Raw genomic sequence first — 21,849 nt, 5'->3', positions numbered from 1 at the left:
GCCCTGGCGGTCCCTGGGCCGCGGGCGGCTCGGGGTGGTGCGGTTCGGCCTCGTGGCCCGCCGCCGGGCGCGGCCGGTGGTCGGGGCCCGGCTCCGGGGCGGCGGCCGGGCCGGGGCCGGGGCCCAGACCGGTGCGCGGGTCCGGGACCGCGCCATGCGCGTCTTCGGGCATGGCCGCGCCGGAGGCCGCCGCGGGTGCGGCGGCCTGCCTGCGGTCGTGGGAGGTGGGATGCTCCGTCACGCGTGGGTTTCCATCCGTCCGGGGCCGTGCGCCCGTATCGGTCGGGCGCACCGAGGTCAGGCGCGTCGTCGGCAGTGCAGGAAGATCTGGAGCTCGGGTGGTACGTCCGTACTGGCCGGGGCGTACGTGTGCGAGTCCTCACCGATGATGTCGAAGCCGGCATCATGCACGACCTGGCGCAGTTCGTCCCGCAGGTAACCGGATACCCGAATCGTGTTCCCCAGGAACGGGATCGAGAAGTCGTCCACGTCGGCCTCGACCATGGCCAGCGCCAGCAGGCCGTCCGGCTTCAGCAGCCCGTGCACGGTACGCAGCGCCAGCGGGATCTCCACCCGCGGCAGCATCAGCAGCGAGAAGTACGCGCTCACGCCGTCGAAGGTGCCCAGGTCGTGCGCGCCACCGGGGCCGTACGGCGCGCCGGGGCGCAGTTGCGCGACGTCGACCAGGTGGAAGGTGCCCTCCGGCACCTGGTCCCGGGCGATCTTGAGCATTCCGGGCGAGATGTCGATGCCGACCACCTCGTGCCCCGCGTCGCTGAGCTGGCGGGCGGTGGGCACCCCGGTGCCGCTGCCGATGTCGAGCACGCGCGCCCCGCGGGGCAGCGCATCGGTCAGCCACTGGCCGGACCGGAGCTGACCGTCCTTGTGGGGAAACGCTTCGTCGTACCGGTCGCCGATCGCGTCGAACGCCTCGGCCTGCCCGCTGCGATCGATCTCTAACCGGCCGTACGCCTCGTACCCGTGGTGGCCGTCACCGCTCACGACATTGCCCTTCTGTGACCGCACGTCAAATCCCGTACTTCATTCGTGAGTTGCGTTGCTGTGTTTCCTGCCGGAGCAGTGTTGCGGAGGACGATCCTACGTTTGAAGTCCAGGTGCACATCAAGAGGCATGTGTCCGCGGGCGTTCTCGTAGGGCGGGCCAGTCCGCCGGGAGGGCGGGGACCGGCCACGCCGGGTCCGGTCGCCAATTCTCCCAGCCGTCGCGGAACGGGGCACCCCAGGATTCGACGGCGGCCACCGCGGCCCGGCCGGCGGACCTGATCCGCGCCGCCTGGTGCGGCGCCACCAGGCCGACCCGCTGCGCCTGCGCGAACTCGTCCTCGTCCTTCATCTCCCAGCTCCGATCCGGGTTGACCACGAGGTCGAGGAAGTGGTCCTCGGAGTCGACCCCGCCGCACCAACGGGTCTGCGGCTCCTCCAGATTCACGTACCAGTTGCGGAACCGCCAGCCGTCGTCCCAGAACAGCCAGACCGACCAGGGGTCGCCCGGCCGCACCAGCTTCAGCACACCGGTGCCGAGCCAACGGGTTTCGACGACCGTGCGGGGTTTGGTGTAACGGGTGGTGAGCGGTTCCTGGTGGAGGTCGGTCCCGTCGGTCAACTGCGGCTTGGCACAGACCGTGCCGGGCGCGAGCCAGACGGCGAGCAGGTCGTCCGTGTCCTGCACGACGGTCACCGGGCGGCAGATGTGAATGCTCCGGTCGCGGCCGTTGGCCCGGTAGCGCCACAGGACCTGGGCGCCCGGCTCCCAGTGGGCGGCGCCGGCCGCGCCCCGCGTTTCCACCATGTCCGCTGTCATGAGCAGATCTTAGGCGTGGCAAGGCTGCCGCGCCGTGACGAATCCCATTTCCTGGAGCCCGTCCCGCGCGGCGGGCCGGATCGGCGCACGTACGCGGGTACGCGGCGGTCACCCCGGGCAACTGCGGCCCCGCCGCACCCCACCCGCCCTCGAACGCGCCACCCCGCCCCCGCGGGGCGCCGTGCGCCGGGGGTACGGCGCTTAGCGCGCGGAAGGGGCGCTTGGCGTGGAGCGGCGACCGGCAGCGGGCAGCGGCCCGGGGCGGGAGGTGCCGGCAGCGGGCAGCGGCTCGCGGCGGGAGGTGCCTGCGGCGGGGCGGGGCCCGGGGCGGGGAGGCGCCGGGAGGGCCCCGCGGCCGGCGTGGGCGTCGTCGGGCGTCGGCGTCGCTACGGGCGGGTCATCCGCAGCACGTCAAGCGCGGCGTCGAGCTGCTGGACCGTCAGGTCGCCCCGCTCCACGTAGCCGCCCTCCAGGACCACCTGACGGATCGTCTTGCGTTCGGCCAGCGACCGCTTCGCCACCTTTGCGGCCTCCTCGTAGCCGAGGTACCGGTTGAGCGGGGTGACGACCGAAGGCGAGGACTCCGCGTACTCCCTGGCCCGTTCCGCGTTGGCGGTGATGCCGGCCACCGTGCGGTCGGCGAGCAGCCGGGCCGCGTTGCTGAGCAGCCGGATGGACTCCAGCAGGTTCTTGGCGATCACCGGCAGCATCACGTTGAGCTCGAAGTTGCCCGCGGCCCCGGCGGTCGCCACCGTCGTGTCGTTCCCGGTGACCTGCGCCGCGACCATCAGCACCGCCTCCGGCACCACCGGGTTCACCTTGCCCGGCATGATCGAGGAGCCGGGCTGGAGGTCGGGCAGGGCGATCTCGGCCAGCCCGGTGCGCGGCCCGGACGCCATCCACCGCAGGTCGTTGCAGATCTTGGTGAGCCCGACCGCGATGGTGCGCAGTTGCCCCGAGGTCTCCACCAGGCCGTCGCGCGCGCCCTGCGCCTCGAAGTGGTTCCTGGCCTCGGTCAGCGGCAGCCCGGTGGCACGGGCCACCTCGGCGATGACGGCGGCCGAGAAGCCTGGCGGGGTGTTGATGCCGGTGCCCACGGCGGTGCCGCCGAGCGGCAGCTCGGCCAGCCGCGGCAGCGCTGCGTGCAGCCGCTCCACGCCGTACCGCACCTGGGCCGCGTAGCCGCCGAACTCCTGGCCGAGGGTGACCGGCGTCGCGTCCATGAGATGCGTACGACCCGACTTCACCACGTCCGCGAACTCCTCCGCCTTGGCTTCGAGGGCCACAGCGAGGTGTTCCAGGGCCGGCACCAGGTCGGCGGTGACGGCCGCGGTGGCGGCGATGTGGATCGAGGAGGGGAAGACGTCGTTGGACGACTGGCTGGCGTTGACGTGGTCGTTGGGGTGTACGGGGCGGCCGAGCCGCTCGCTGGCCAGGGTCGCGATCACCTCGTTGGCGTTCATGTTGGACGAGGTGCCGGAGCCGGTCTGGAAGACGTCGACCGGGAAGTGCGCGTCCCAGCGCCCGTCGGCCACCTCGCCCGCGGCCTCGGCGATGGCGCCGGCGATCTCGGCGTCGATCACCCCAAGCCCCGCGTTGACCGTTGCCGCAGCGGCCTTGACCTGCGCCAATGCCTGAATGTGCGCCCGCTCAAGGCGCTGCCCCGACAGCGGGAAGTTCTCCACGGCCCGCTGCGTCTGCGCCCGCCACTTGGCGTCCGCCGGGACCCGTACCTCACCCATCGAATCGTGCTCGATCCGGTACTGCTCGTCGCTCATCGTCGAACCTCCTGCCAGGGCCAGCACCCACCGGCCGCCAGGTGTTCCCGACGGGGGGTTCCGGGCGGCTCGGGTTTGCGGTGTGTGCTGCGGGTTCCCTGTGTACACAAGTGACACTTGGTGCTTTCGGTGCATGACGCAGTCGCTGCCCGTAGAGTCCATCGGGGTCCTGCGCAGGTACCAGGAGCGGGAAGAGCGCGAGATCAACCGGATCATCGACGAGCGCACGGCCAACCCGGCCCCCGGCGTCCCGACCGAGGACGTCGTGAGGGAGACGCTGGCGCGGCGTGAGTGAGTCGCGGCGAACCGCATGAGGGAGCCCCGACGCCGGTCGGGGCTCCCTCGTGGTGCTTCGCTCGCCCCGTGGGGGCGTCCGTGCGGGTCAGTCCGCCTTGCGGACCGGGATGCTGGTCAGCAGGGGCTGGGTGGGGGACGGGTCGGCGAAGAAGTCGTTGCCCTTGTCGTCGACCACGATGAACGCCGGGAAGTCCTCGACCTCGATCTTCCAGACCGCCTCCATGCCCAGCTCCTCGTACTCCAGCACCTCCACCTTCTTGATGCAGTCCTGGGCGAGGCGGGCGGCGGGGCCGCCGATGGAGCCGAGGTAGAAGCCGCCGTGCGCCGCGCAGGCCGAGGTGACCTGCTGCGAGCGGTTGCCCTTGGCCAGCATCACCTTGGAGCCGCCAGCGGCCTGGAACTGCTCCACGTAGGCGTCCATCCGGCCGGCCGTGGTCGGGCCGAAGGAACCCGACGCGTACCCCTCGGGGGTCTTGGCCGGGCCCGCGTAGTACACCGGGTGGTCCTTCAGGTACGCCGGCATCTCCTCGCCCGCGTCCAGCCGCTCCTTGATCTTGGCGTGCGCGATGTCGCGTGCCACCACCAGCGTGCCGGTGAGCGAGAGGCGGGTCTTGACCGGGTGCCGGGTCAGCTCGGCCAGGATGGCGTCCATCGGCTGGTTCAGGTCGACGGCCACCGCCTCCAGGTCAGGACCGGCGCCCGCGGTCAGCTCGTCCTCGGTGGTCTCCGGCAGGAAGCGCGCCGGGTCGGTCTCCAACTGCTCAAGGAAGACGCCCTCGGCAGTGATCTTCGCGACGGCCTGCCGGTCGGCCGAGCAGGACACGGCGATGGCCACCGGGCAGGACGCGCCGTGCCGCGGCAGCCGCACCACGCGCACGTCGTGGCAGAAGTACTTGCCGCCGAACTGGGCGCCGATGCCGATCTTCTGGGTCAGCTCGAAGACCTTCTCTTCAAGCTCCTTGTCCCGGAAGCCGTGCCCGGCCGGCGAGCCCTCGGCGGGCAGCTCGTCCAGGTAGTGCGCGGAGGCGTACTTGGCGGTCTTCAGCGCGTACTCGGCGCTGGTGCCGCCGACGACGATGGCCAGGTGGTACGGCGGGCAGGCCGCCGTCCCCAGCGAGCGGATCTTCTCTTCCAGGAACTTCATCATCGACGCCTCGTTCAGCACCGCCTTCGTCTCCTGGAAGAGGAAGGACTTGTTGGCCGAGCCGCCGCCCTTGGCCATGAAGAGGAACTTGTACGCGTCGCCGTCCGTCGCGTACAGCTCGATCTGCGCCGGCAGGTTGGAGCCGGTGTTCTTCTCGTCCCACATGGTCAGCGGGGCCATCTGCGAATAGCGCAGGTTGAGCTGGGTGTACGCGTCGTAGATGCCGCGCGAGAGCGCCTCTTCGTCGCCGCCGGAGGTGAGCACCTGCTGGCCGCGCTTGCCCATCACGATCGCGGTGCCGGTGTCCTGGCACATCGGCAGCACGCCGGCCGCCGCGATGTTGGCGTTCTTCAGCAGGTCGAGCGCGACGAACCGGTCGTTGGGGCTGGCCTCCGGGTCGTCCAGGATGCGGCGGAGCTGCGCGAGGTGGGCCGGGCGCAGGTAGTGCGAGATGTCGTGCATGGCCTCGGCCGCCAGCTTCCGCAGCGCCTCGGGCTCCACCTTGAGGAAGGTGCGACCGTCGGCCTCGAAGGTGCTCACGCCCTCGGCGGTCACGAGCCGGTACGGGGTGGCGTCCGGGCCTACGGGCAGCAGATCCGTGTACACGAACTCAGGCATCGGGGCCAATCCTCACTGCGGTATCTCGCTGACGTCGATGGCAGGCGCCTCCCGGACGGAGCACGGGGAGCGTCCACCAGGGTAGAACGGCGATCCGACATCGTGTCGGTGAGGTGGGACTCAGTCCGCCCCTATCGCGATCTATCGCGTTTCGCTAGGCTGTCGCGGGTGGACGAACAGCAGCCGGTTCCCCTGACGAAGCCCCGTACCGCAGCCCCTGCCGCACCTGCGGTCCCCGCAGCTCCCACCGCACCCGTGGCCCCGGTGGCCGCTGCCGTACCCGCGGCTCCCGCAGCCCCCGCGGCCCCCGCCGTGCTGTCCGAGGACGCCATCCGGGCCTCGGACGCGGACCGCGACCGCACCGCCGACATCCTGCGCGAGGCCCTGGCCGAGGGCCGGCTGACCGCGGAGGAGCACGCCGAGCGCATCAGCGGGGTGTACGAGGCGAAGACGCACGGCGAACTCGCCCTGTTCGTCCGGGACCTGCCCGCTTCGGCCGGCGACCCGGCGGGCCGTGCCGGCGCGAGTCGGCCGGCCTCCGCCGTGGTTCCCACGCTGCCGCCGGTGCGCAGCTCCGCCACCGACAACCTGATCGCCGTCTTCGGCGGCGCCGGCCGCCGGGGCCGCTGGCGGGTGGGGCGCAAGACCAATGCGTTCGCCCTGTTCGGCGGCGTGGAGATCGACCTGACCGAGGCGGTGTTCGAGCAGCAGGAGGTGGTGGTGCAGGTCACCGCGATCTTCGGCGGGGTGGACATCAGGGTGCCGGAGAACGTCACCCTGCGCAGCGCGGGCACCGGCATCTTCGGCGGCTTCGACGTGGCCGATGTGGAAGCCGAGGACCCGGCGGCCCCGGTGGTCGTCGTCAGCGGGCTCGCGGTCTTCGGCGGCGTGGAGGCCAAGCCCAAGCGCGGGAAGCGGGTACGGAACCTGAACGCGAAGCGCTGATCGGAAACGACGGCACGGCGTACCAAAAACGCACAGCTCCACGCGGCGATCGGAACGCCCGTACGACGTGAGGCAACCGTGTGCATAAGCACCCGCACAGCGGGTAAAGCTTCGTGCATCGTCTCTCGTACGGCTGCGGGCGCGAAAAGTCGTGCGCAGCGAGGCGGGCAAGGGTGACCCAAACCGGAGCCGTCGTCAGGAGTAGACCGTGCTGCAACCGCATCACCCCCTGGACGCCGCTGTGCCCCCGCAGCGTGATCACGCCCGGGAACAGGCCGGCCCCTGGCATTCCGAGGCGGTGTGCCGCCGCGACGAAGCCGGGCTCTTCTTCGCCCCCTCCAAGGAACCGACCGCGGCCCGGCTCTCCCGGGAAGAGGCGGCCAAGCGCGTCTGTGCGCGCTGCCCCGTCATGGTCGAGTGCCGGGAGCACGCGCTGATACAGCCGGAGCCGTACGGCGTGTGGGGCGGTCTCACCGCGGCCGAGCGCCGCGTGGTGCTGGCCCGCCGCCGGCGCCGGGAGGCTGAGCTCCAGCGCGCGGTGCGGGTCGCCGCGGCTGGCTGACGGCGCCCGCAGCGAGCTCCGACACCCGCCTCGGACACCCTCACCCCGGGCCCGCCCCGCCAGGTGCCACCCGCTTCCCCGCGTCCCACGCGCGCCGGAAAGCGGGGGAGCCGGGCTCGCCGATCCGTCGGCGAGCCCGGCTCAACTGTGTCCCGCTGCGTTCCGCCCCTGTGCCTGCTCACGCCACGGCGTTCCGCTCCCGGGGCTGCTTGCGCCCAGGCGTTCCGCTCCCGTGCGCCCGGCCCGGTGCGGCTCTCTCCGGTGCGGCTCATCGGCCGGCGGGGCCGCCGTCAGCAGGCCCGCGGCCGGTGGTGCGGCGGGTGGGCGACCGCGGTGGGCCTCAGCGGGCGCGTTCGAAGTCGACCGCGGCGTACGCGCGCAGCTTGGACAGCCGGTGCGTGGAGTCGATCTGCCGGATGGTGCCCGACTTGGAGCGCATCACCAGTGACTGGGTGGTGGCGGTCTCGGCCCGGTAGCGCACCCCGCGCAGCAGGTCGCCGTCGGTGATGCCGGTGGCGACGAAGAACACGTTGTCGCCGCTGACCAGGTCGTCCGTCTGGAGGACCCGGTCGAGGTCGTGGCCCGCGTCGAGCGCGCGCTGCCGCTCCGCGTCGTCCCGCGGCCACAGCTTGGCCTGGATGGTGCCGCCCAGGCACTTGATGGCGCAGGCCGCGATGATGCCCTCCGGGGTGCCGCCCACGCCGAGCAGCAGGTCCACGCCGGTGCCCTCGCGGACGGCCATGATCGCGCCGGCCACGTCACCGTCGGAGATGAACTTGATGCGGGCGCCGGCCTCCCGGACCTCCTTGACGATCCCGTCGTGCCGCGGCCGGTCCAGGATGACGACGGTCACGTCCTCCGGGCTGGAGCGCTTGGCCTTGGCGATGCGCCGGATGTTCACCCCGACCGGTGCCGTGATGTCGACGAACTCGGCCGCTTCGGGGCCGGTGACCAGCTTGTCCATGTAGAAGACGGCCGACGGGTCGAACATCGAGCCGCGCTCGGCGACCGCGAGCACCGAGACCGCGTTCGCCATGCCCTTGGCGGTGAGCGTGGTGCCGTCCACCGGGTCGACGGCCACGTCGCACTCCGGGCCGGTCCCGTCGCCGACGCGCTCGCCGTTGAAGAGCATCGGCGCCTCGTCCTTCTCGCCCTCCCCGATGACCACCACGCCGTTCATCGAGACCGTGTGCACGAGCGAACGCATGGCCTTGACGGCCGCGCCGTCCGCGCCGTTCTTGTCGCCGCGGCCGACCCAGCGGCCGGACGCCATGGCACCGGCCTCGGTCACCCGGACCAGCTCCAACGCGAGGTTGCGGTCGGGAGCCTCGGGGCTGACTTCGAGGGGGGACGGCAGATGATGCTCGGTCATCGGAGCGCACCTTTCTGTACGGCGACGGCCGTGTGACCCCTCCCGCCCGAAGCGGGGCAAGGAGGGCGAGGGTGCTCATGACTTTAACGGTAGGTCGCGAAAATGAGCAGAGGGCCCTACGTATGAGCGCTATCACGCACGACAGTGCAAGGCGCCGCGCGCGGGAACGGGGCCCCTGGTCATGCCCGGAACGGGCGTAGGGGACGATGGGTGCGTGGCCGGTATGCGTGGTGAGAATCAGACCGTACTGAATCTGGTGCTGTCGATGGCTGTGGTGTGCCTCGTGGCGATGGGGATCTACGTCTTCATCCCGCACGACGACAGCAAAGACCCGATCAAGACGGTGAACACCCGGGTCGAGGTGGACCAGGTGCGCCGCGCGGCCCCGTATCCGGTCGCCGCGCCCGAGGGGCTGCCCACCGGTTGGCGGGCGACGTCGGTGAGCTACCGGGGCAAGTCGGACTTCGGTGCGGTGTGGCACCTGGGCTATCTGACGCCCGACAAGGAGTACATCGGCGTCGAGCAGAGCGACTCCCCCCGGGCGGACCGGTACGTCGCCGACGTCACCCACAAGGCCAAGCCGGCCGGCGGCGAGGTCGAGGTGGACGGCCGGAAGTGGACCCGCTACCGCGGCGAGAAGTACGACGCGCTGGTGCACAAGGTGCCCGGGGCGACGACCGTGGTGACCGGCACTGCGCCCGACGCCGATCTGCTGCTGATGGTGCGGTCGCTCAAGATCGAGCGCGGCGTCAAGCCCAGCTTCCCGCCGAGCAGCGCGCCCACGGGCAAGCCGTCCGCCGACGCCGCGCCCACCGGCACCCCCGCCGCCACGCCGTCTTCGGCGAAGCCCGCGGAGTAGCCGAGCGGGCGTCGGTTGGCGCGTGGTCCCGGCTGACGGGTGGTGCCGCGGAGCTCCCGGGCTCGCGCCGGCGGCCTCGCGCGTAAGGCATCAAGGGGCCTCACGGCCGTACGCCGCTGACTTCGCCCACGGCCCCGCGCCCCTGGCGTCACGCGGCTGACCTGGTACGGGGCGCGCCGCGCCCCCGGTCACCGATGCGGGTGGGCCGGGGGCGCGGCGCGGCCGGAAGGGCGGGGCCGATCCGGGGGCGGGCTCAGACGGTGGTGACGACCTCGTCGAAGGCCAGGCGCGGCGAGCGGGGGTTGAAGGCGCCCTCGCCCGGCTTGCCCAGGTTGACCACGGCGAGCGCCTGGTGGTTGCCGTCGGGGAAGAACTCCTTGGTCAGGCCCTCGGCGTCGAAGCCGGTCATCGGGCCGGCGGCCAGGCCGGCCGCGCGCACGCCGAGGATGAAGTAGCCGATCTGGAGCGCGGCGTTGAACGTGCCGGCCTGCTCGCGCACCGGGCGCTCGGAGAAGAAGGCGTCGGCGATGCCCGGGGCGTGCGGGAGCAGCTTCGGCAGCTCCTCGTGGAACTCGTGGTCCACGGCGAGCACGGCGACCAGCGGCGCGGCGGCGGTCTTCGGGCGGTTGCCCTCGGCCATGTGCGACACCAGGCGCTCGCGGGCCTCCGGCGAACGGACCAGCAGTACGCGCAGCGGCGACATGTTGAACGCCGTCGGGGCGTACTTCACCAGGTCGTAGATCGCCTGGACCTGCTCGTCGCTCACCGGCTCGTCGATGAACGCGTTGGCGGTGTGGGCCTCACGGAAGAGCAGGTTCTGGGCGGCTGCGTCGAGGGCGAGAGTCATGACATACCTTCTGCTTGTTTATGCGGGTCTACCGGCACATGGTCGAGCTTGGTGGTTCTCACTGTACGGGGTTTAGGTTAATTTTCAACTAAACCTAGAGGGGCGTGGCCCAGATCACGCGGCCCGCGGCCCGGCCGCGCTCCGCAGGGCCCCGCCCGGAAGTAACCCCGCCCCGAGCGGCTCCATTCCGATGTGGAGCGCCTGGCTGCGGGTGGCGGCCCCTGCGGTGGGCCGCCGCGGACGGTGCGTACGCATGGCCCGTACGGGAGGTCTCGCCGCGGGGCGGTCGCGCGGGCGAGAGTCGGTGGGTTGGCTGCGGAGGCCCGTGCACGGGGCTCGGGGCTGGGGCCGGCGTCCGGGTGGCTCGGGCGTGCGGCCGGGATCGCGGGGCCGCTGCGCACGGGAGCCGGGACATGCGGAGGTGGTCGTACGGGGCGCGGCTCGTACGGGGCGTCGTCAGGGCCCGCCCGGCTCGTGGCGGGTGGGTGGTGAAGGGGTGTGGTCCGGCGGGTGGGCCGGGATGGCGGGGTCAGTCCGGGGCGGTCGCCGAATCGTCGGTGGTGCCCGTCGGGCCGCCTTCGGCGTTCGCCGCGGACGGCTCGGCGCCTTCGGTCAGGGCCGCGTCGAGCCTGGCCCGCGCGCCGTCCAGCCAGCGCCGGCAGACCTGCGCCAACTCCTCGCCGCGCTCCCACAGCGCGAGCGACTCCTCCAACGTCGTGCCGCCCGTCTCCAACCGGCGCACGACCTCCACCAGCTCGTCCCGCGCCTGCTCGTACCCGAGCGCGGTCCCGGTGGTCTTCTCGCCCGTCTTCACCATGCCTCCAGCCTAGAGGCGGGGTACGACAACGGGGTTGCGGCCGTGTGGCGCCCGGCCGGTCGAGCGGTGGTCCGAGGCGCGGGGGCGGGGGCCCCGGGACGGGGACGGGTCACGACGGGAACGCACTACACCTGGGGTAACGCCAGGGGCGGGGCACGCCCGGGGGCGCCGGCGACGCGCGCGTCGGTGGCCGCCCGTGCCCCGGTTCCGGTGCGTCGGTCCGACCCATCAGGAAGAAGTACGCGCAACCGGAAGGAAACGATCGTGGCACGCACCCTGCGAAGCCTCACCGCCGCCACGGCCCTGCTCGGCGTGGCCCTCATCGGAGCGTCGGGCACCGCCTCCGCGGCCGAGGTCGCCCACAACAAGAAGACCCAGGAGCTCACCAACCGACCCACCAGCGGCATGCCGACGTCCTGCGTCGAGCGCGACATCGACCTGGCCGCCGGCACTTACGACTGGCTCCAGTCCGGTGGGCTCGGGGAGCGGAGGGACCTGTTCCTCGGCCGGGGCACGTACCACTGGAAGGACTGCCTGCACCCGAAGAACGGCCACTACCTCCACCGGACGTCGCTCGATCCCCGCAACCCCCAGTGGGAGACGATCAGGCTCGAAGCCAAGTGGAAGCCGTCCGTGCCCGGCCCCTGGCAGTGGGGCTCGGAACTCGACCCGCACTTCTGAGGGGGTGCCGCGCAGGGGTGCCCGGGGCGCTACGGCGCGTCGGGCGCCCCGGCCCCGTCGGCGGGGCGCTCCGCTGGCCCCGCGGGCTCGGGCCGCTCAGCCGACGGAGTCGACGGACGCTCGGCGACGACCGTGAACGACCCTTCGGCGACCCGGGCGCGCAGCCGCTCGCCGTCGGTGACCTCGGCCGCGTCCCGGACGACCGTGCCGCCCTCGTGTTGCAGCACCGCATAGCCACGGCGCAGCGTCGCCGCGGGGGACAGGGCCACCACCCGCGCGCGGGTGTGGGCCAACTCGGAGTCGGCGCGGTCCAGGAGGTGGCGCAGGGTGCCGCGACTGCGGTGCAGCAGGGCGTCGATCTGCTGCGCGCGGTCGTCCACCATGCGCTGCGGCTGCCGTATGCAAGGCCGGGCCAGCGCCGCCGCGAGCCCGCGCTCCTCGCGGTCGAGCTGCCCGCTCACCGCGCGCAGCGCGCGCTCGCGGAGCTGCTGCACCCGGCTCAGCTCCTCGCCGACGTCCGGCACCACCTGCTTCGCCGCGTCGGTCGGCGTGGACGCCCTGAGGTCGGCGACCAGGTCGAGCAGCGGCGTGTCGGGCTCGTGGCCGATGGCCGAGACCACCGGCGTACGGCAGGCGGCGACCGCCCGTACCAACTGTTCGTCCGAGAACGGCAGCAGGTCCTCCACGCTGCCGCCGCCCCGCGCCACCACGATCACGTCGACGTCGGGATGCGCGTCCAGCTCCCGGACCGCCTCGATGACCCGCGGCACCGCGTGCACCCCCTGCACCGGCACCGGGCGCACCTCGAACCGCACGGCGGGCCAGCGCAGCCGGGCGTTCTCCAACACGTCGCGCTCGGCCGCCGATGCCCGGCCGCAGACCAGCCCGATGCGCTGCGGCAGGAACGGCAGCCGGCGCTTGCGGTCCGCCGCGAACAGCCCCTCGGCGGCCAGCGACTTCTTCAGCCGCTCCAGCCTGGCCAGCAGCTCGCCCACGCCCATCGGGCGGATCTCGGCCGCGCGCAGCGAGAGCTGGCCCCGCGGGGCGTACCACTCCGGCTTCGCGTGCACCACGACCCGGGCGCCCTCCGCGACCGCGTCCGCGACCTCGTCGAAGACGGAGCGGAAGCAGGTGACCGTGAGGGAGATGTCGTACGAAGGGTCGCGCAGGGTCAGGAACACCACGCCCGCCCCCGGGCGCCGCGAGAGCTGGGCGATCTGCCCCTCCACCCACACCGCGCCCAGCCGGTCGATCCAGCCCCCGATCAGCCGGGAGACCTCGCCGACCGGGATGGGCGCCTCAGCGGACGTGTTCACAGCCATGCGAACGAGCCTAGCGGCGGCCACTGACAACGGCCGGGGCCCGACCCGCGGCCCCTACGCGGGGCCTCGCCCCGCAACCCTTGGCCCTCGGTCCCGACCCGTAGCCCGCGACGCCTGGCCCCCGACGTCCAGCTCCCGACGCCCGGGGCCGTCGTCGCGGGACGGCCCGGTCCCGTACCTCTTACGGCTCGCCGGCCCGGTCCCGTACCGCCGCCGCCCCACCGGCCCGCGCCCTAGACCGCCGGCGGCCCGCCAACCCCACCAGCACCCCCGCCCCCCGCGCGCCTGCGCTCGCGCCACTGCGCGGCCAACACCACCAGGCCGACCCCGAACCAGATCGCGCCGATGAGCTGGGCCGTGCCAGACGCCTCGACGATCACCGCGATGACGATGCCGAGGCCGGTCAGCGGGATCAGCACGTGGCGCAGCACGCTCGGCACCTCGGCCCGCTTGCGGAGCCAGAACCAGCCGATCACCGAGGCGTGCAGCAGGGCGAACGCGGTCAGCGCGCCGATGTTCACCACCGAGGCCAACCGGTCCAGGCCGTCGTCGCGGCGGGCCGCCCACACCGCCGCGACCAGCGTGACCGCGGCGGCGCACAGCAGCGCCCGGCGGGGCACCCCGCTGTGCGCGTCCACCTTGGCCACCGGGCCCGGCAACCGGCGGTCGCGGGCCATCGCGAACAGCAGCCGGCCGGCCGCCGCCTGCCCCGCCAGCGCCGCGAACGCCGCCCCGATCGCCTTGCTGACCGCGACCAGGTCGTGCAGCCAGTTGCCGACGGACGACTCCACCGCGGCGTAGAAGGCGGACCCCTGCGACGCGGGGTCGGCGGCCAACTCCGCCGCCGGGGTCGGCGAGAGCAGCGCCGCCAGATAGGTCTGCACGACGAACAGGAACCCCGCCACCGCCAGACACGTCAGCACCGCGCGCGACACGCGCGCGGAGCCGGCCGCACTGCGCCACCCACTGCCCTTGCCCGGCGGCCCGCCCTTGCCGCCGGCCGCGCCCGGCGCGTCGTCCTGCGTCTCCTCGGCGAACGAGGCGATGGCGTCGAAGCCCAGGTAGGACAGGACGGCCACCGACACCGCGCTGAAGACCGCGGTCAGCGCGAAGTCGCCCTGCCCGGTCAGCGGTGAGAGCCAGTCGCGCTGCGCGCCGTGCGCCGCGAGCTCCACCAGCGCCGCGGCCACGAACACCAGCAGCACCGCGATCTCCATCGCCAGCACCAGGAACCCCACCAGCGCGGCGGCCCGCACCCCCCACAGGTTGAGCCCGGTGGTCACCACGACCGCGATCGAGGTCCACACCCACCGGTCGACCGAGGGCACCAACTCCTCCATCGCGATCCCGGAGAAGAGGTACGCGACGGCGGGGATCAGCAGGTAGTCGAGCATCGCCATCCACCCGGCGACGAACCCGGGCCCCTCGCCGAGGCCCACCCGCGCGTAGGTGTAGACGGAACCGGCCCGCGGGGCGACCTTGACCATCTGCGCGTACGAGTACGCGGTGAAGGCCATCGCGACCGTCGCCACCAGGTAGACCAGCGCGACCGCGCCGTGCGACTTGGCGTCCAGCGTGCCGAAGACGCCGACCGGGGCCATCGGCGCGATGAACAGCAGGCCGTACACGACGAGATCGCGGAAGGTGAGCGTGCGCCGTAGCGTGGCTGGTGAGCTGTGCGACCCGGCCATGGCGAAAGCCTCCTCAGTACGCGCGCCTGGGCTCAGTGTGATCCACCCGCACGCCCTTTCCGCGCTGCGGCACGGCCGTACCATGGTCAGCATGACCGCAACGCCCAGCCCGACGCCCGCCACGGCCACCAGCGAAGACGCTTCGCGCGCCAGCCGCCGGGTCCTGCTCGCAGCCCCGCGGGGGTACTGCGCGGGTGTGGACCGAGCCGTGATCGCCGTCGAAAAAGCACTGGAGCAATACGGCGCTCCGATCTACGTGCGCAAGGAAATCGTCCACAACAAGTACGTCGTGCGGACCCTGGAGAAGAAGGGCGCGATCTTCGTCGAGGAGACGGAGGAGGTGCCCGAGGGCGCCATCGTGATCTTCTCCGCGCACGGCGTCGCGCCGGTCGTGCACGAGGAGGCCGCCCGCCGCCAGCTCGCCACCATCGACGCGACCTGCCCGCTGGTGACCAAGGTCCACAAGGAAGCCGTCCGCTTCGCCAAGGACGACTACGACATCCTGCTCATCGGCCACGAGGGCCACGAGGAGGTCATCGGCACCAGCGGCGAGGCCCCCGACCACGTCACGCTCGTCGACGGCCCGGATGACGTGAAGAACGTGCAGGTCAGGGACGAGTCCAAGGTGGTCTGGCTGTCCCAGACCACGCTGTCGGTCGACGAGACGATGGAGACCGTCGACGCGCTCAAGGAGAAGTTCCCGCAGCTCATCAGCCCGCCGAGCGACGACATCTGCTACGCGACGCAGAACCGTCAGGTGGCGGTGAAGCAGATAGCCGCCGAATCCGACCTGGTGATCGTCGTCGGCTCGAAGAACTCGTCCAACTCCGTCCGGCTGGTCGAGGTCGCGCTCGGCGCCGGCGCCAAGGACGGCCACCTGGTCGACTACGCGAGCGAGATCGACGAGGCGTGGCTCGAAGGGGTCAGCACCGTCGGCGTCTCCTCCGGCGCTTCGGTCCCCGACGTGCTCGTCGACGGCGTCCTTGAGTGGCTCGCCGAGCGTGGTTACGGGGACGTGGAGGTGGTGCAGCCGATGCAGGAGAGCATCACGTTCTCGCTGCCGAAGGAGTTGCGCCGGGACCTGCGGGCGGAGGCGGCGGAGGCCGTCGAGCGCGCGACGACCGACCGCGAGGCCACGGCCTGACCGACCCGGTCCACCCCTGACCGGCCACGGCCGGCGCCGGGCCGCGCCTCCCGCGCGCACCCGCCGCCGGCCGACGTACGTCCCGGGCCCGCGGCCACCCCACTGCCCCGGCGCACACCGGCAGATTCGGGCCACGACGGCCGCCCCCGACGTAGCGTGGTGTTCATGGACGTATTCGGTGTGGACATCGGCGGTTCGGGGATCAAGGGCGCGCCGGTGGACCTGGAACGCGGTGATCTGGCGACCGAGCGGCACAAGGTGCTCACCCCGCAGCCGGCGACCCCGGAGGCGGTCATGGACGGTGTCTGCGAGGTGGTCGAGCACTTCGGTTGGCGCGGCCCGGTCGGCGCCACGTACCCGGGCGTCGTGGTGGACGGCACCACCCGTACCGCCGCCAATGTGGACAAGTCGTGGATCGGGGTGGACGCGGCGGGGCGGCTCAGCGAGCGGCTGGGCGCGCCGGTCACGCTGGTCAACGACGCGGACGCGGCGGGCATCGCCGAGCTGCGGTTCGGCGCGGGCCGGGGCCGCACCGGCACGGTCATCCTGCTCACCCTCGGCACCGGCATCGGCAGCGCGCTGTTCACCGGCGGCCACCTGGTGCCCAACACCGAGCTCGGCCACCTCGAACTGCGCGGCCACGAGGCCGAGACCCGGGCCTCCACCCGGGCCAAGGAAGAGGGCGACCTGAGCTGGCAGCACTGGGCACGGCGGGTCGAGAAGTACCTCGCGCACGTGGAGATGCTCTTCTCGCCCGAACTGTTCATCATCGGCGGCGGCGTCAGCCGCAAGGCGGACAAGTTCCTGCCGCTGATCAAGGGCATCAAGGCCGAGGTGGTGCCTGCTCAGCTCCGGAATAACGCGGGGATCGTGGGCGCTGCGATGGCTGCTTCCCTCGCTGCTCACCCTGCTGACCAGGCTCTTCCGCCGCTCCCCGGCCCATCTGCGGACCCGGGGCCCGATCTCGGGGCGGCTGCGGGCTTCTGACGCCGGCCGGCCGCGGGTTCCGCTCGGGGCCCCGCTCGGGGCGCAGTCCCGGCTCCGGGTGCGGGACCCGGGCGGCGTGCGGCCCACGCTGCGGGCGCCGACCGCGCTGCCGGCCGGTGCCGGGCCCGCTGCCGGTGCCGAGCCTGCTGCCGCGGCCGGCGCCGCGACCGGCGCCGCGACCGTCGGCCGTCCGCTGCGCCCCGGCCCGCTGCCGGCCGCGCCGCCTGCCGACCAGCGCGATGCGCCGTACGAGGACGATCAGGCAGGTCACCAGCGTGCCCGCGTACAGCCAGGCGACTTCGAGCGACAGCGAGGTCACCACGTTCATGGCCTGACCGCCGAGCCCGTCGCCGTCCTCGCCGATCGGCACCAGCCCGAGCGCGAACGCGATCGGCACGCTGACCGGCGCCGCGATCAGGTCGGCCGGCCGCACCCACACCCCCGACGCGGCACAGACCAGCAGGAAGAACAGCCCGTACACGACGGGCGAACCCGACAGCAGCAGGGCGTCGAGGCACCCGACCGCGAGCATGGTCGAAAGGGTCAGCATTCCGGTGCCGAACCCGGTCAGTTTGGGCTCGGGCAGTCTTCGCACCACCGCGAGCAGCGGCTCGGGCAGCGGCCCGGCGCTCCGAGCCCGGTAGACGGTGGCACTCTCACCAAGATCGGCGCCGGCGCCGGCATCGCCACCGCCACCCCCACGCGCAGGCTCGGCCGCGGGTCGGGGCGGGGGTGCCGTACGGCGGGGCGTACGCGTGCTGGGTCGTTCCACTGAACCAACGTAGGTCGCCATGCGCCGATGTACGGACCATGGACACGCGCTTTGACTCACCTTGGTTGTCTGTTCGACCGATAGTCCGCTCGGCGCGTGGGGCAATACGCCCATCCGGTGCAATCGGGGACGCGATGCGGCGGGTGATCGACCGTGTGTTTGGTACCGACGTGGCGGGGCGAAGGGACGCCCTGGCGCGGCGGGGGCGCGGGGGCGCCCCGGGGCAAGGGGAGGCGGCGCCAGCCGAGGTAGCCGGGGCGGGCGAGGCGGGCGGGGCGAGGGGAGGAGGAGCGTTCGGGGCGGGCCCGTAGACTGGTGGACCGGCCCGTCCAGGGCCGTTCCTACCCATTCTCGCTACGGGAAGTCGCCACGTGTCGCTCACGATCGGAATCGTCGGTCTGCCGAATGTCGGCAAGTCGACCCTGTTCAACGCCCTGACCAAGAACGACGTGCTGGCGGCCAACTACCCGTTCGCCACCATCGAGCCGAACGTCGGCGTCGTGGGCGTGCCGGATCCGCGCCTCGACACCCTCGCGGAGATCTTCACCTCGCAGCGCAAGTTGCCGGCGACGGTGGACTTCGTGGACATCGCGGGCATCGTCCGCGGTGCGTCGGAGGGCGAGGGGCTGGGCAACAAGTTCCTCGCCAACATTCGCGAGTCGGACGCGATCTGCCAGGTCATCCGGGCCTTCCAGGACGAGAACGTGGTCCACGTGGACGGCAAGGTCTCGCCCAAGGACGACATCGAGACGATCAACACCGAGCTGATCCTGGCCGACCTCCAGACCATCGAGAAGGTCCTGCCGCGCCTCCAGAAGGAGTCGCGGATCAAGAAGGACGTGGCCCCGAAGGTGGCGGCGGTCGAGGCGGCCAAGGAGATCCTGGAACGCGGCGACACGCTCTTCTCCGCCGGCATCGTGCAGGGCTCGGGCAACGAGGAACTCCTGCACGACCTGCACCTCCTCACGACCAAGCCGTTCCTCTACGTGTTCAACGTCGACGAGGACGAGCTGACGGACGACGACTTCAAGGCCCAGCAGCGCGCACTGGTCGCCCCGGCCGAGGCGATCTTCCTCAACGCCAAGCTGGAGGCGGACCTCGCCGAACTCGACGAGGCGGACGCCCTGGAACTCCTGGAGTCGGTAGGCGCCGAAGAACCCGGCCTCGCCACCCTGGCCCGCGTGGGCTTCAACACCCTCGGCCTCCAGACCTACCTCACCGCAGGCCCCAAGGAAGCCCGAGCCTGGACCATCAAGAAGGGCGCCACGGCCCCCGAGGCGGCGGGCGTCATCCACACGGACTTCCAGAAGGGCTTCATCAAGGCGGAAGTCATCTCCTTCGACGACCTGGTGGCCACCGGCTCGGTAGCGGAGGCCCGCGCGGCGGGCAAGGCGCGCATGGAGGGGAAGGAGTATGTGATGCAGGACGGGGATGTGGTGGAGTTTCGGTTCAACGTGTAGTGGCGTAACCACCACACGTGACCTGATGTGTCAAGTATGCGGGTCGGAAGGGGCCGGACTCTGTCGAGTCCGGCCCCTTCCGCCTTCCCGTGCTGGCTTGGTGCTGACCTCGGGCGTAGCTGGAGGAGGGCCGTTCAAGTCATGTTGGTAAGCGTGCGACTGCCGATTGTTACTTTCATTGGGCGCTTGATATCCTGCGCCCAATGAAAGTTTCGCCAAGTCTGCTCCCCATCCTCCGATCGCGCATGCAGGGCGAACTCCTCGCCCTCGTACTGCTGCACCCGGAGCGCGAGTACAGCATCACTGAGCTCGCCAGTGACGTCGGGGTGACACCCACCGCTGTCCTGCGCGAGGTTGACCGGTTGACCGGCGGCGGCATCCTGACCGATCGGCGAGTGGGGCGCAGCCGCCTCGTCAAGGCTCGAACGGACACCCCGCTGTACCGTCCGCTGAGCGATCTCATGGCCGTGTCCTTCGGTCCGTTGCCGTTGCTCACCGAAGCGCTCGCGGGACTCGAAGGTGTGCAGCAGGCGTACATCTACGGCTCTTGGGCCGCTCGGTACAACGGCGAGCCGGGGCCGCCGCCGGCCGATGTGGATGTCCTCGTCGTGGGGGATCCCGATGCCGACTCGCTCTTCGACCTTGCCGAGGAAGCGTCCCGACGGCTGGGGCGAGAGGTCAACGTCCATCGGGTCGCAGTCGAGGCGTGGGAGGCCCGCACGGGTGATCCGTTCCTCACCAGCGTTCGGGAACGTCCGCTGGTCCAGTTGCACCTTGACTTGGAGGAGCAATGACGCGTTGGAATCAAGGGCGATCGACGATTGATGCGCTCATCGGCGGTGGTCAGCTCGAACGCGTACCCGCTTCCCAGCAGGCCGCCGAGGTGGAACTGGTCCGTGCGCGTACGCATGTCGGATCCGCGCGGCAGTTGGCGGCGACGGACCCGGAGGGCGCGTACACGCTAGCCTATGACGCCGCGCGCAGAGCGTTGGCCGCGGTACTCCAGAACCAGGGGCTGCGCGCGACCAGCCGTGGTGGCCATACCGTCATCTACGAGGCCGTGCGAGCGCAGCTTGACCCGCCGCTCGGGTCCATACTGAGGCCCTTCAACCGCATGCGAGCCCGGCGTAACGAAGTCGAGTATCGGTCGTCGGAGGCCCCTGCGGTGACGCCGGAGGAGGTTGCGGCCGACTTGACCAAGGTGGAGGCACTCATCGAGCTCGCGGAGAAGGCGATCCCGAACATGCCGCGCTATTGAGCACCCGGTCACCTGCTAGACGGTCACGTCGTTTAGGCAAGGCCGAAGCGGAGTGGTCGGCGTTGGGTGCGTCAGCTCCCTCGCTGTTGCCGAACTGGCTTGAATATGCGTGCCGTTGCCACCTGCGTCCTGTCGACCGGTTGCTGTCGGTTGGGAGTGTCATGTGCCCCGCCTCGGCGAGTGCAGCTCGGTGACCTCTCCCCACAGGCGCTTATTCTCTCTATTGGGATAGCCGCTCTGTTCCTCTTCTGGAACCTCGTTGATCACCCCTGCCGACGACCCGGTGAACCTCGCCCTTCTTGCGGCTGCCCTCCTGCTCGCCGCAGTCCGCATATCCAAGGTCATCGAGGACAAGGAGCCCGCGCGCCGCCGATTCGATTTGGCGCGAGTTCCTGATCTGCCACCCGTGCGATGTCGTCTTCCTGACCGGCGCTTCGTGCGCCGAGCTGAAGCTCGCAGTTGCCGGTTGGCGGGCGCAGGTACCGGAGTTGGGGACGGCCGTTCGACGCCTCGCGGCCAAGGGGTGCTAGTTGAGGTCCTGTGCTGATTCTGTGCTGACCTTGGCGCCCCTGGGCCACGTTTTCGCAGGTGCGAGCGTCGTAGAGCACGTTCCGGTGCGACGTGTAGCGGTGGACCGGGGGCCCCTATCGTGACTGGTCGGTAGTTTCCAGACGCGCAGGTCTGAGGTCAAACGATCGGCGACTCCAGCCAAGTGGGCGTGGCTCCGTCGCGGGTCGGGGCCGTGGGTCCGCCCCTCCCGCGTTCCGATGCACCAACCTCGCCCCCTCCTCCATATTGCATCGACCAGTCCAAAACCTGCTACCGTACGGGCATGGCTCGACCCAGGATGTTTGATGAGGAGCGGGCTCTGGATGCTGCGGTGTGGGCGTTTTGGGTGAAGGGGTATGAGGCCACTTCCACTCAGGATCTCTGCCGGGCTACGGGGCTCGGGCGGAGCAGTATTTACAACACGTTCAGTAGTAAGCATGAGCTTTTTACGCGGGCCTTGGTTCGGTATACCGAGAGGATGACCGCGGCGCAGGTGGGGATTTTGGGGGATGTGGAGCGGTCGGCTCGGGAGCGGCTTCGGGCGTTGTTTGATCTGGTTATTGATGGGGAGTTCGAGCGGCGGGTTGAGGGGCGGAGCGTGGGGTGTCTGACCGTCAATGCCACCGTGGAGCTCGCCGGGTGTGACCCGGAGGTCGCGGCGATTTTGGAGCGGGATCTGGAATTGCGGCTCGCCTCCTTGCGGGAGGTCGTTGAGGTGGGACAGGGGGCCGGGGAGTTCTCTTCGGAGCGGGATGCCGATTCGTTGGCCAGGTTCCTCAATGCGGTGATCGGGGGCATGCGGGTTTCTGCCCAAGGGGGTGCGGATCGGGTCGTGTTGGAGGGGATTGCTGAGACTGCGTTCGTTGCGTTGGGGTGAGGTGGCTCGGCCCCTGCTGGCTGGGGGCGGCGGGCTGGGGTGGGCTGT

20 protein-coding genes and 2 pseudogenes are annotated in these 21,849 nt (G+C 71.5%); 11 read left to right on the top strand and 11 right to left on the bottom strand.

Going from position 1 to position 21,849, the window contains the following annotated elements; translation table 11 throughout:
• From ACMA1D_RS25640 to ACMA1D_RS25625, 4 genes and pseudogenes are all read right to left on the bottom strand, one after another.
• A pseudogene (locus ACMA1D_RS25640) lies at positions 1–241 on the bottom strand (hypothetical protein); the annotation flags it as partial.
• A 56-nt stretch (positions 242–297) separates the two neighbouring features.
• On the bottom strand, positions 298–1,002 hold the full coding sequence (locus ACMA1D_RS25635; protein ID WP_414726364.1) for a class I SAM-dependent DNA methyltransferase: 705 nt from the start codon (positions 1,000–1,002) through the stop codon (positions 298–300).
• A 120-nt stretch (positions 1,003–1,122) separates the two neighbouring features.
• Positions 1,123–1,821: a DUF402 domain-containing protein gene (locus ACMA1D_RS25630; protein ID WP_414726363.1), complete on the bottom strand. Its 699-nt coding sequence runs from the start codon at positions 1,819–1,821 to the stop codon at positions 1,123–1,125.
• A 386-nt stretch (positions 1,822–2,207) separates the two neighbouring features.
• Positions 2,208–3,599, bottom strand: a complete 1,392-nt coding sequence (locus tag ACMA1D_RS25625) for a class II fumarate hydratase (RefSeq protein ID WP_414726362.1) — start codon at positions 3,597–3,599, stop codon at positions 2,208–2,210.
• 133 nt (positions 3,600–3,732) lie between these two features.
• Between ACMA1D_RS25625 and ACMA1D_RS25620 the strand changes: the two genes are divergently transcribed.
• On the top strand, positions 3,733–3,894 hold the full coding sequence (locus ACMA1D_RS25620; RefSeq protein WP_414726361.1) for a type II toxin-antitoxin system prevent-host-death family antitoxin: 162 nt from the start codon (positions 3,733–3,735) through the stop codon (positions 3,892–3,894).
• Positions 3,895–3,981: 87 nt separating this feature from the next.
• On the opposite strand, the gene ACMA1D_RS25615 is transcribed toward ACMA1D_RS25620, so the two are convergent.
• A complete protein-coding gene (locus ACMA1D_RS25615; RefSeq protein ID WP_414726360.1) occupies positions 3,982–5,658 on the bottom strand; it encodes a fumarate hydratase in 1,677 nt (558 codons plus the stop codon).
• A 264-nt stretch (positions 5,659–5,922) separates the two neighbouring features.
• Between ACMA1D_RS25615 and ACMA1D_RS25610 the strand changes: the two genes are divergently transcribed.
• A complete protein-coding gene (locus ACMA1D_RS25610; protein WP_414726368.1) occupies positions 5,923–6,603 on the top strand; it encodes a DUF1707 SHOCT-like domain-containing protein in 681 nt (226 codons plus the stop codon).
• A gap of 208 nt (positions 6,604–6,811) precedes the next feature.
• A complete protein-coding gene (locus ACMA1D_RS25605; protein ID WP_349992093.1) occupies positions 6,812–7,165 on the top strand; it encodes a WhiB family transcriptional regulator in 354 nt (117 codons plus the stop codon).
• A gap of 340 nt (positions 7,166–7,505) precedes the next feature.
• On the opposite strand, the gene glpX is transcribed toward ACMA1D_RS25605, so the two are convergent.
• Entirely contained in the window at positions 7,506–8,537 is a 1,032-nt protein-coding gene (gene glpX / locus ACMA1D_RS25600) for a class II fructose-bisphosphatase (RefSeq protein ID WP_349992091.1), read from the bottom strand.
• 223 nt (positions 8,538–8,760) lie between these two features.
• Here glpX and ACMA1D_RS25595 point away from each other — a divergent pair, with 223 nt between their 5' ends.
• A complete protein-coding gene (locus ACMA1D_RS25595) occupies positions 8,761–9,396 on the top strand; it encodes a DUF4245 domain-containing protein (RefSeq protein WP_414726359.1) in 636 nt (211 codons plus the stop codon).
• 253 nt (positions 9,397–9,649) lie between these two features.
• On the opposite strand, the gene ACMA1D_RS25590 is transcribed toward ACMA1D_RS25595, so the two are convergent.
• Positions 9,650–10,243: a malonic semialdehyde reductase gene (locus tag ACMA1D_RS25590; protein ID WP_414726358.1), complete on the bottom strand. Its 594-nt coding sequence runs from the start codon at positions 10,241–10,243 to the stop codon at positions 9,650–9,652.
• A gap of 529 nt (positions 10,244–10,772) precedes the next feature.
• Positions 10,773–11,060, bottom strand: coding sequence for an exodeoxyribonuclease VII small subunit (locus ACMA1D_RS25585; RefSeq protein ID WP_414726357.1), 288 nt, complete (start codon positions 11,058–11,060; stop codon positions 10,773–10,775).
• A gap of 264 nt (positions 11,061–11,324) precedes the next feature.
• Between ACMA1D_RS25585 and ACMA1D_RS25580 the strand changes: the two genes are divergently transcribed.
• On the top strand, positions 11,325–11,741 hold the full coding sequence (locus tag ACMA1D_RS25580) for a hypothetical protein (RefSeq protein WP_414726356.1): 417 nt from the start codon (positions 11,325–11,327) through the stop codon (positions 11,739–11,741).
• A 29-nt stretch (positions 11,742–11,770) separates the two neighbouring features.
• Here ACMA1D_RS25580 and xseA read toward each other — a convergent pair whose 3' ends face one another.
• Positions 11,771–13,063: an exodeoxyribonuclease VII large subunit gene (gene xseA / locus ACMA1D_RS25575; protein ID WP_414726355.1), complete on the bottom strand. Its 1,293-nt coding sequence runs from the start codon at positions 13,061–13,063 to the stop codon at positions 11,771–11,773.
• A gap of 233 nt (positions 13,064–13,296) precedes the next feature.
• On the bottom strand, positions 13,297–14,754 hold the full coding sequence (locus tag ACMA1D_RS25570; protein WP_414726354.1) for an APC family permease: 1,458 nt from the start codon (positions 14,752–14,754) through the stop codon (positions 13,297–13,299).
• A 91-nt stretch (positions 14,755–14,845) separates the two neighbouring features.
• On the opposite strand from ACMA1D_RS25570, the gene ACMA1D_RS25565 reads away from it, so the two are divergent.
• Positions 14,846–15,898, top strand: coding sequence for a 4-hydroxy-3-methylbut-2-enyl diphosphate reductase (locus ACMA1D_RS25565; RefSeq protein WP_414726353.1), 1,053 nt, complete (start codon positions 14,846–14,848; stop codon positions 15,896–15,898).
• A 165-nt stretch (positions 15,899–16,063) separates the two neighbouring features.
• Complete coding sequence (gene ppgK / locus ACMA1D_RS25560; RefSeq protein ID WP_414726352.1) at positions 16,064–16,885, top strand: polyphosphate--glucose phosphotransferase; 822 nt, start codon at positions 16,064–16,066, stop codon at positions 16,883–16,885.
• Positions 16,886–17,180: 295 nt separating this feature from the next.
• On the opposite strand, the pseudogene ACMA1D_RS25555 reads toward ppgK, so the two are convergent.
• A pseudogene (locus ACMA1D_RS25555) lies at positions 17,181–17,417 on the bottom strand (DUF6542 domain-containing protein); the annotation flags it as partial.
• A 611-nt stretch (positions 17,418–18,028) separates the two neighbouring features.
• Here ACMA1D_RS25555 and ychF point away from each other — a divergent pair.
• The 4 genes from ychF (at position 18,029) to ACMA1D_RS25535 (ending at position 21,801) form a co-directional block, all read left to right on the top strand.
• The gene (gene ychF, locus ACMA1D_RS25550; protein ID WP_414726351.1) at positions 18,029–19,117 is read left to right on the top strand and encodes a redox-regulated ATPase YchF; all 1,089 of its coding nucleotides are present in this window, start codon (positions 18,029–18,031) and stop codon (positions 19,115–19,117) included.
• 203 nt (positions 19,118–19,320) lie between these two features.
• Positions 19,321–19,911, top strand: coding sequence for an ArsR family transcriptional regulator (locus ACMA1D_RS25545; protein WP_414726350.1), 591 nt, complete (start codon positions 19,321–19,323; stop codon positions 19,909–19,911).
• Positions 19,908–20,375 carry a hypothetical protein gene (locus ACMA1D_RS25540; protein WP_414726349.1) on the top strand — a complete coding sequence of 156 codons (468 nt, stop codon included), beginning with the start codon at positions 19,908–19,910 and terminating at the stop codon, positions 20,373–20,375. Before ACMA1D_RS25545 ends, ACMA1D_RS25540 begins: the two co-directional genes overlap by 4 nt.
• Positions 20,376–21,207: 832 nt before the next feature.
• Positions 21,208–21,801 (top strand): TetR/AcrR family transcriptional regulator, encoded by a 594-nt coding sequence (locus tag ACMA1D_RS25535; protein ID WP_414726348.1) that lies wholly within the window; start codon positions 21,208–21,210, stop codon positions 21,799–21,801.
• Positions 21,802–21,849 lie beyond the last annotated feature (48 nt).

Source organism: Streptomyces sp. 796.1 (assembly GCF_047525675.1).
Classification (GTDB): Bacteria; Actinomycetota; Actinomycetes; order Streptomycetales; family Streptomycetaceae; genus Streptomyces.
The sequence above is the reverse complement of the archived record's forward strand: the minus strand, read 5'-3'. Positions and strand labels throughout refer to the sequence as shown.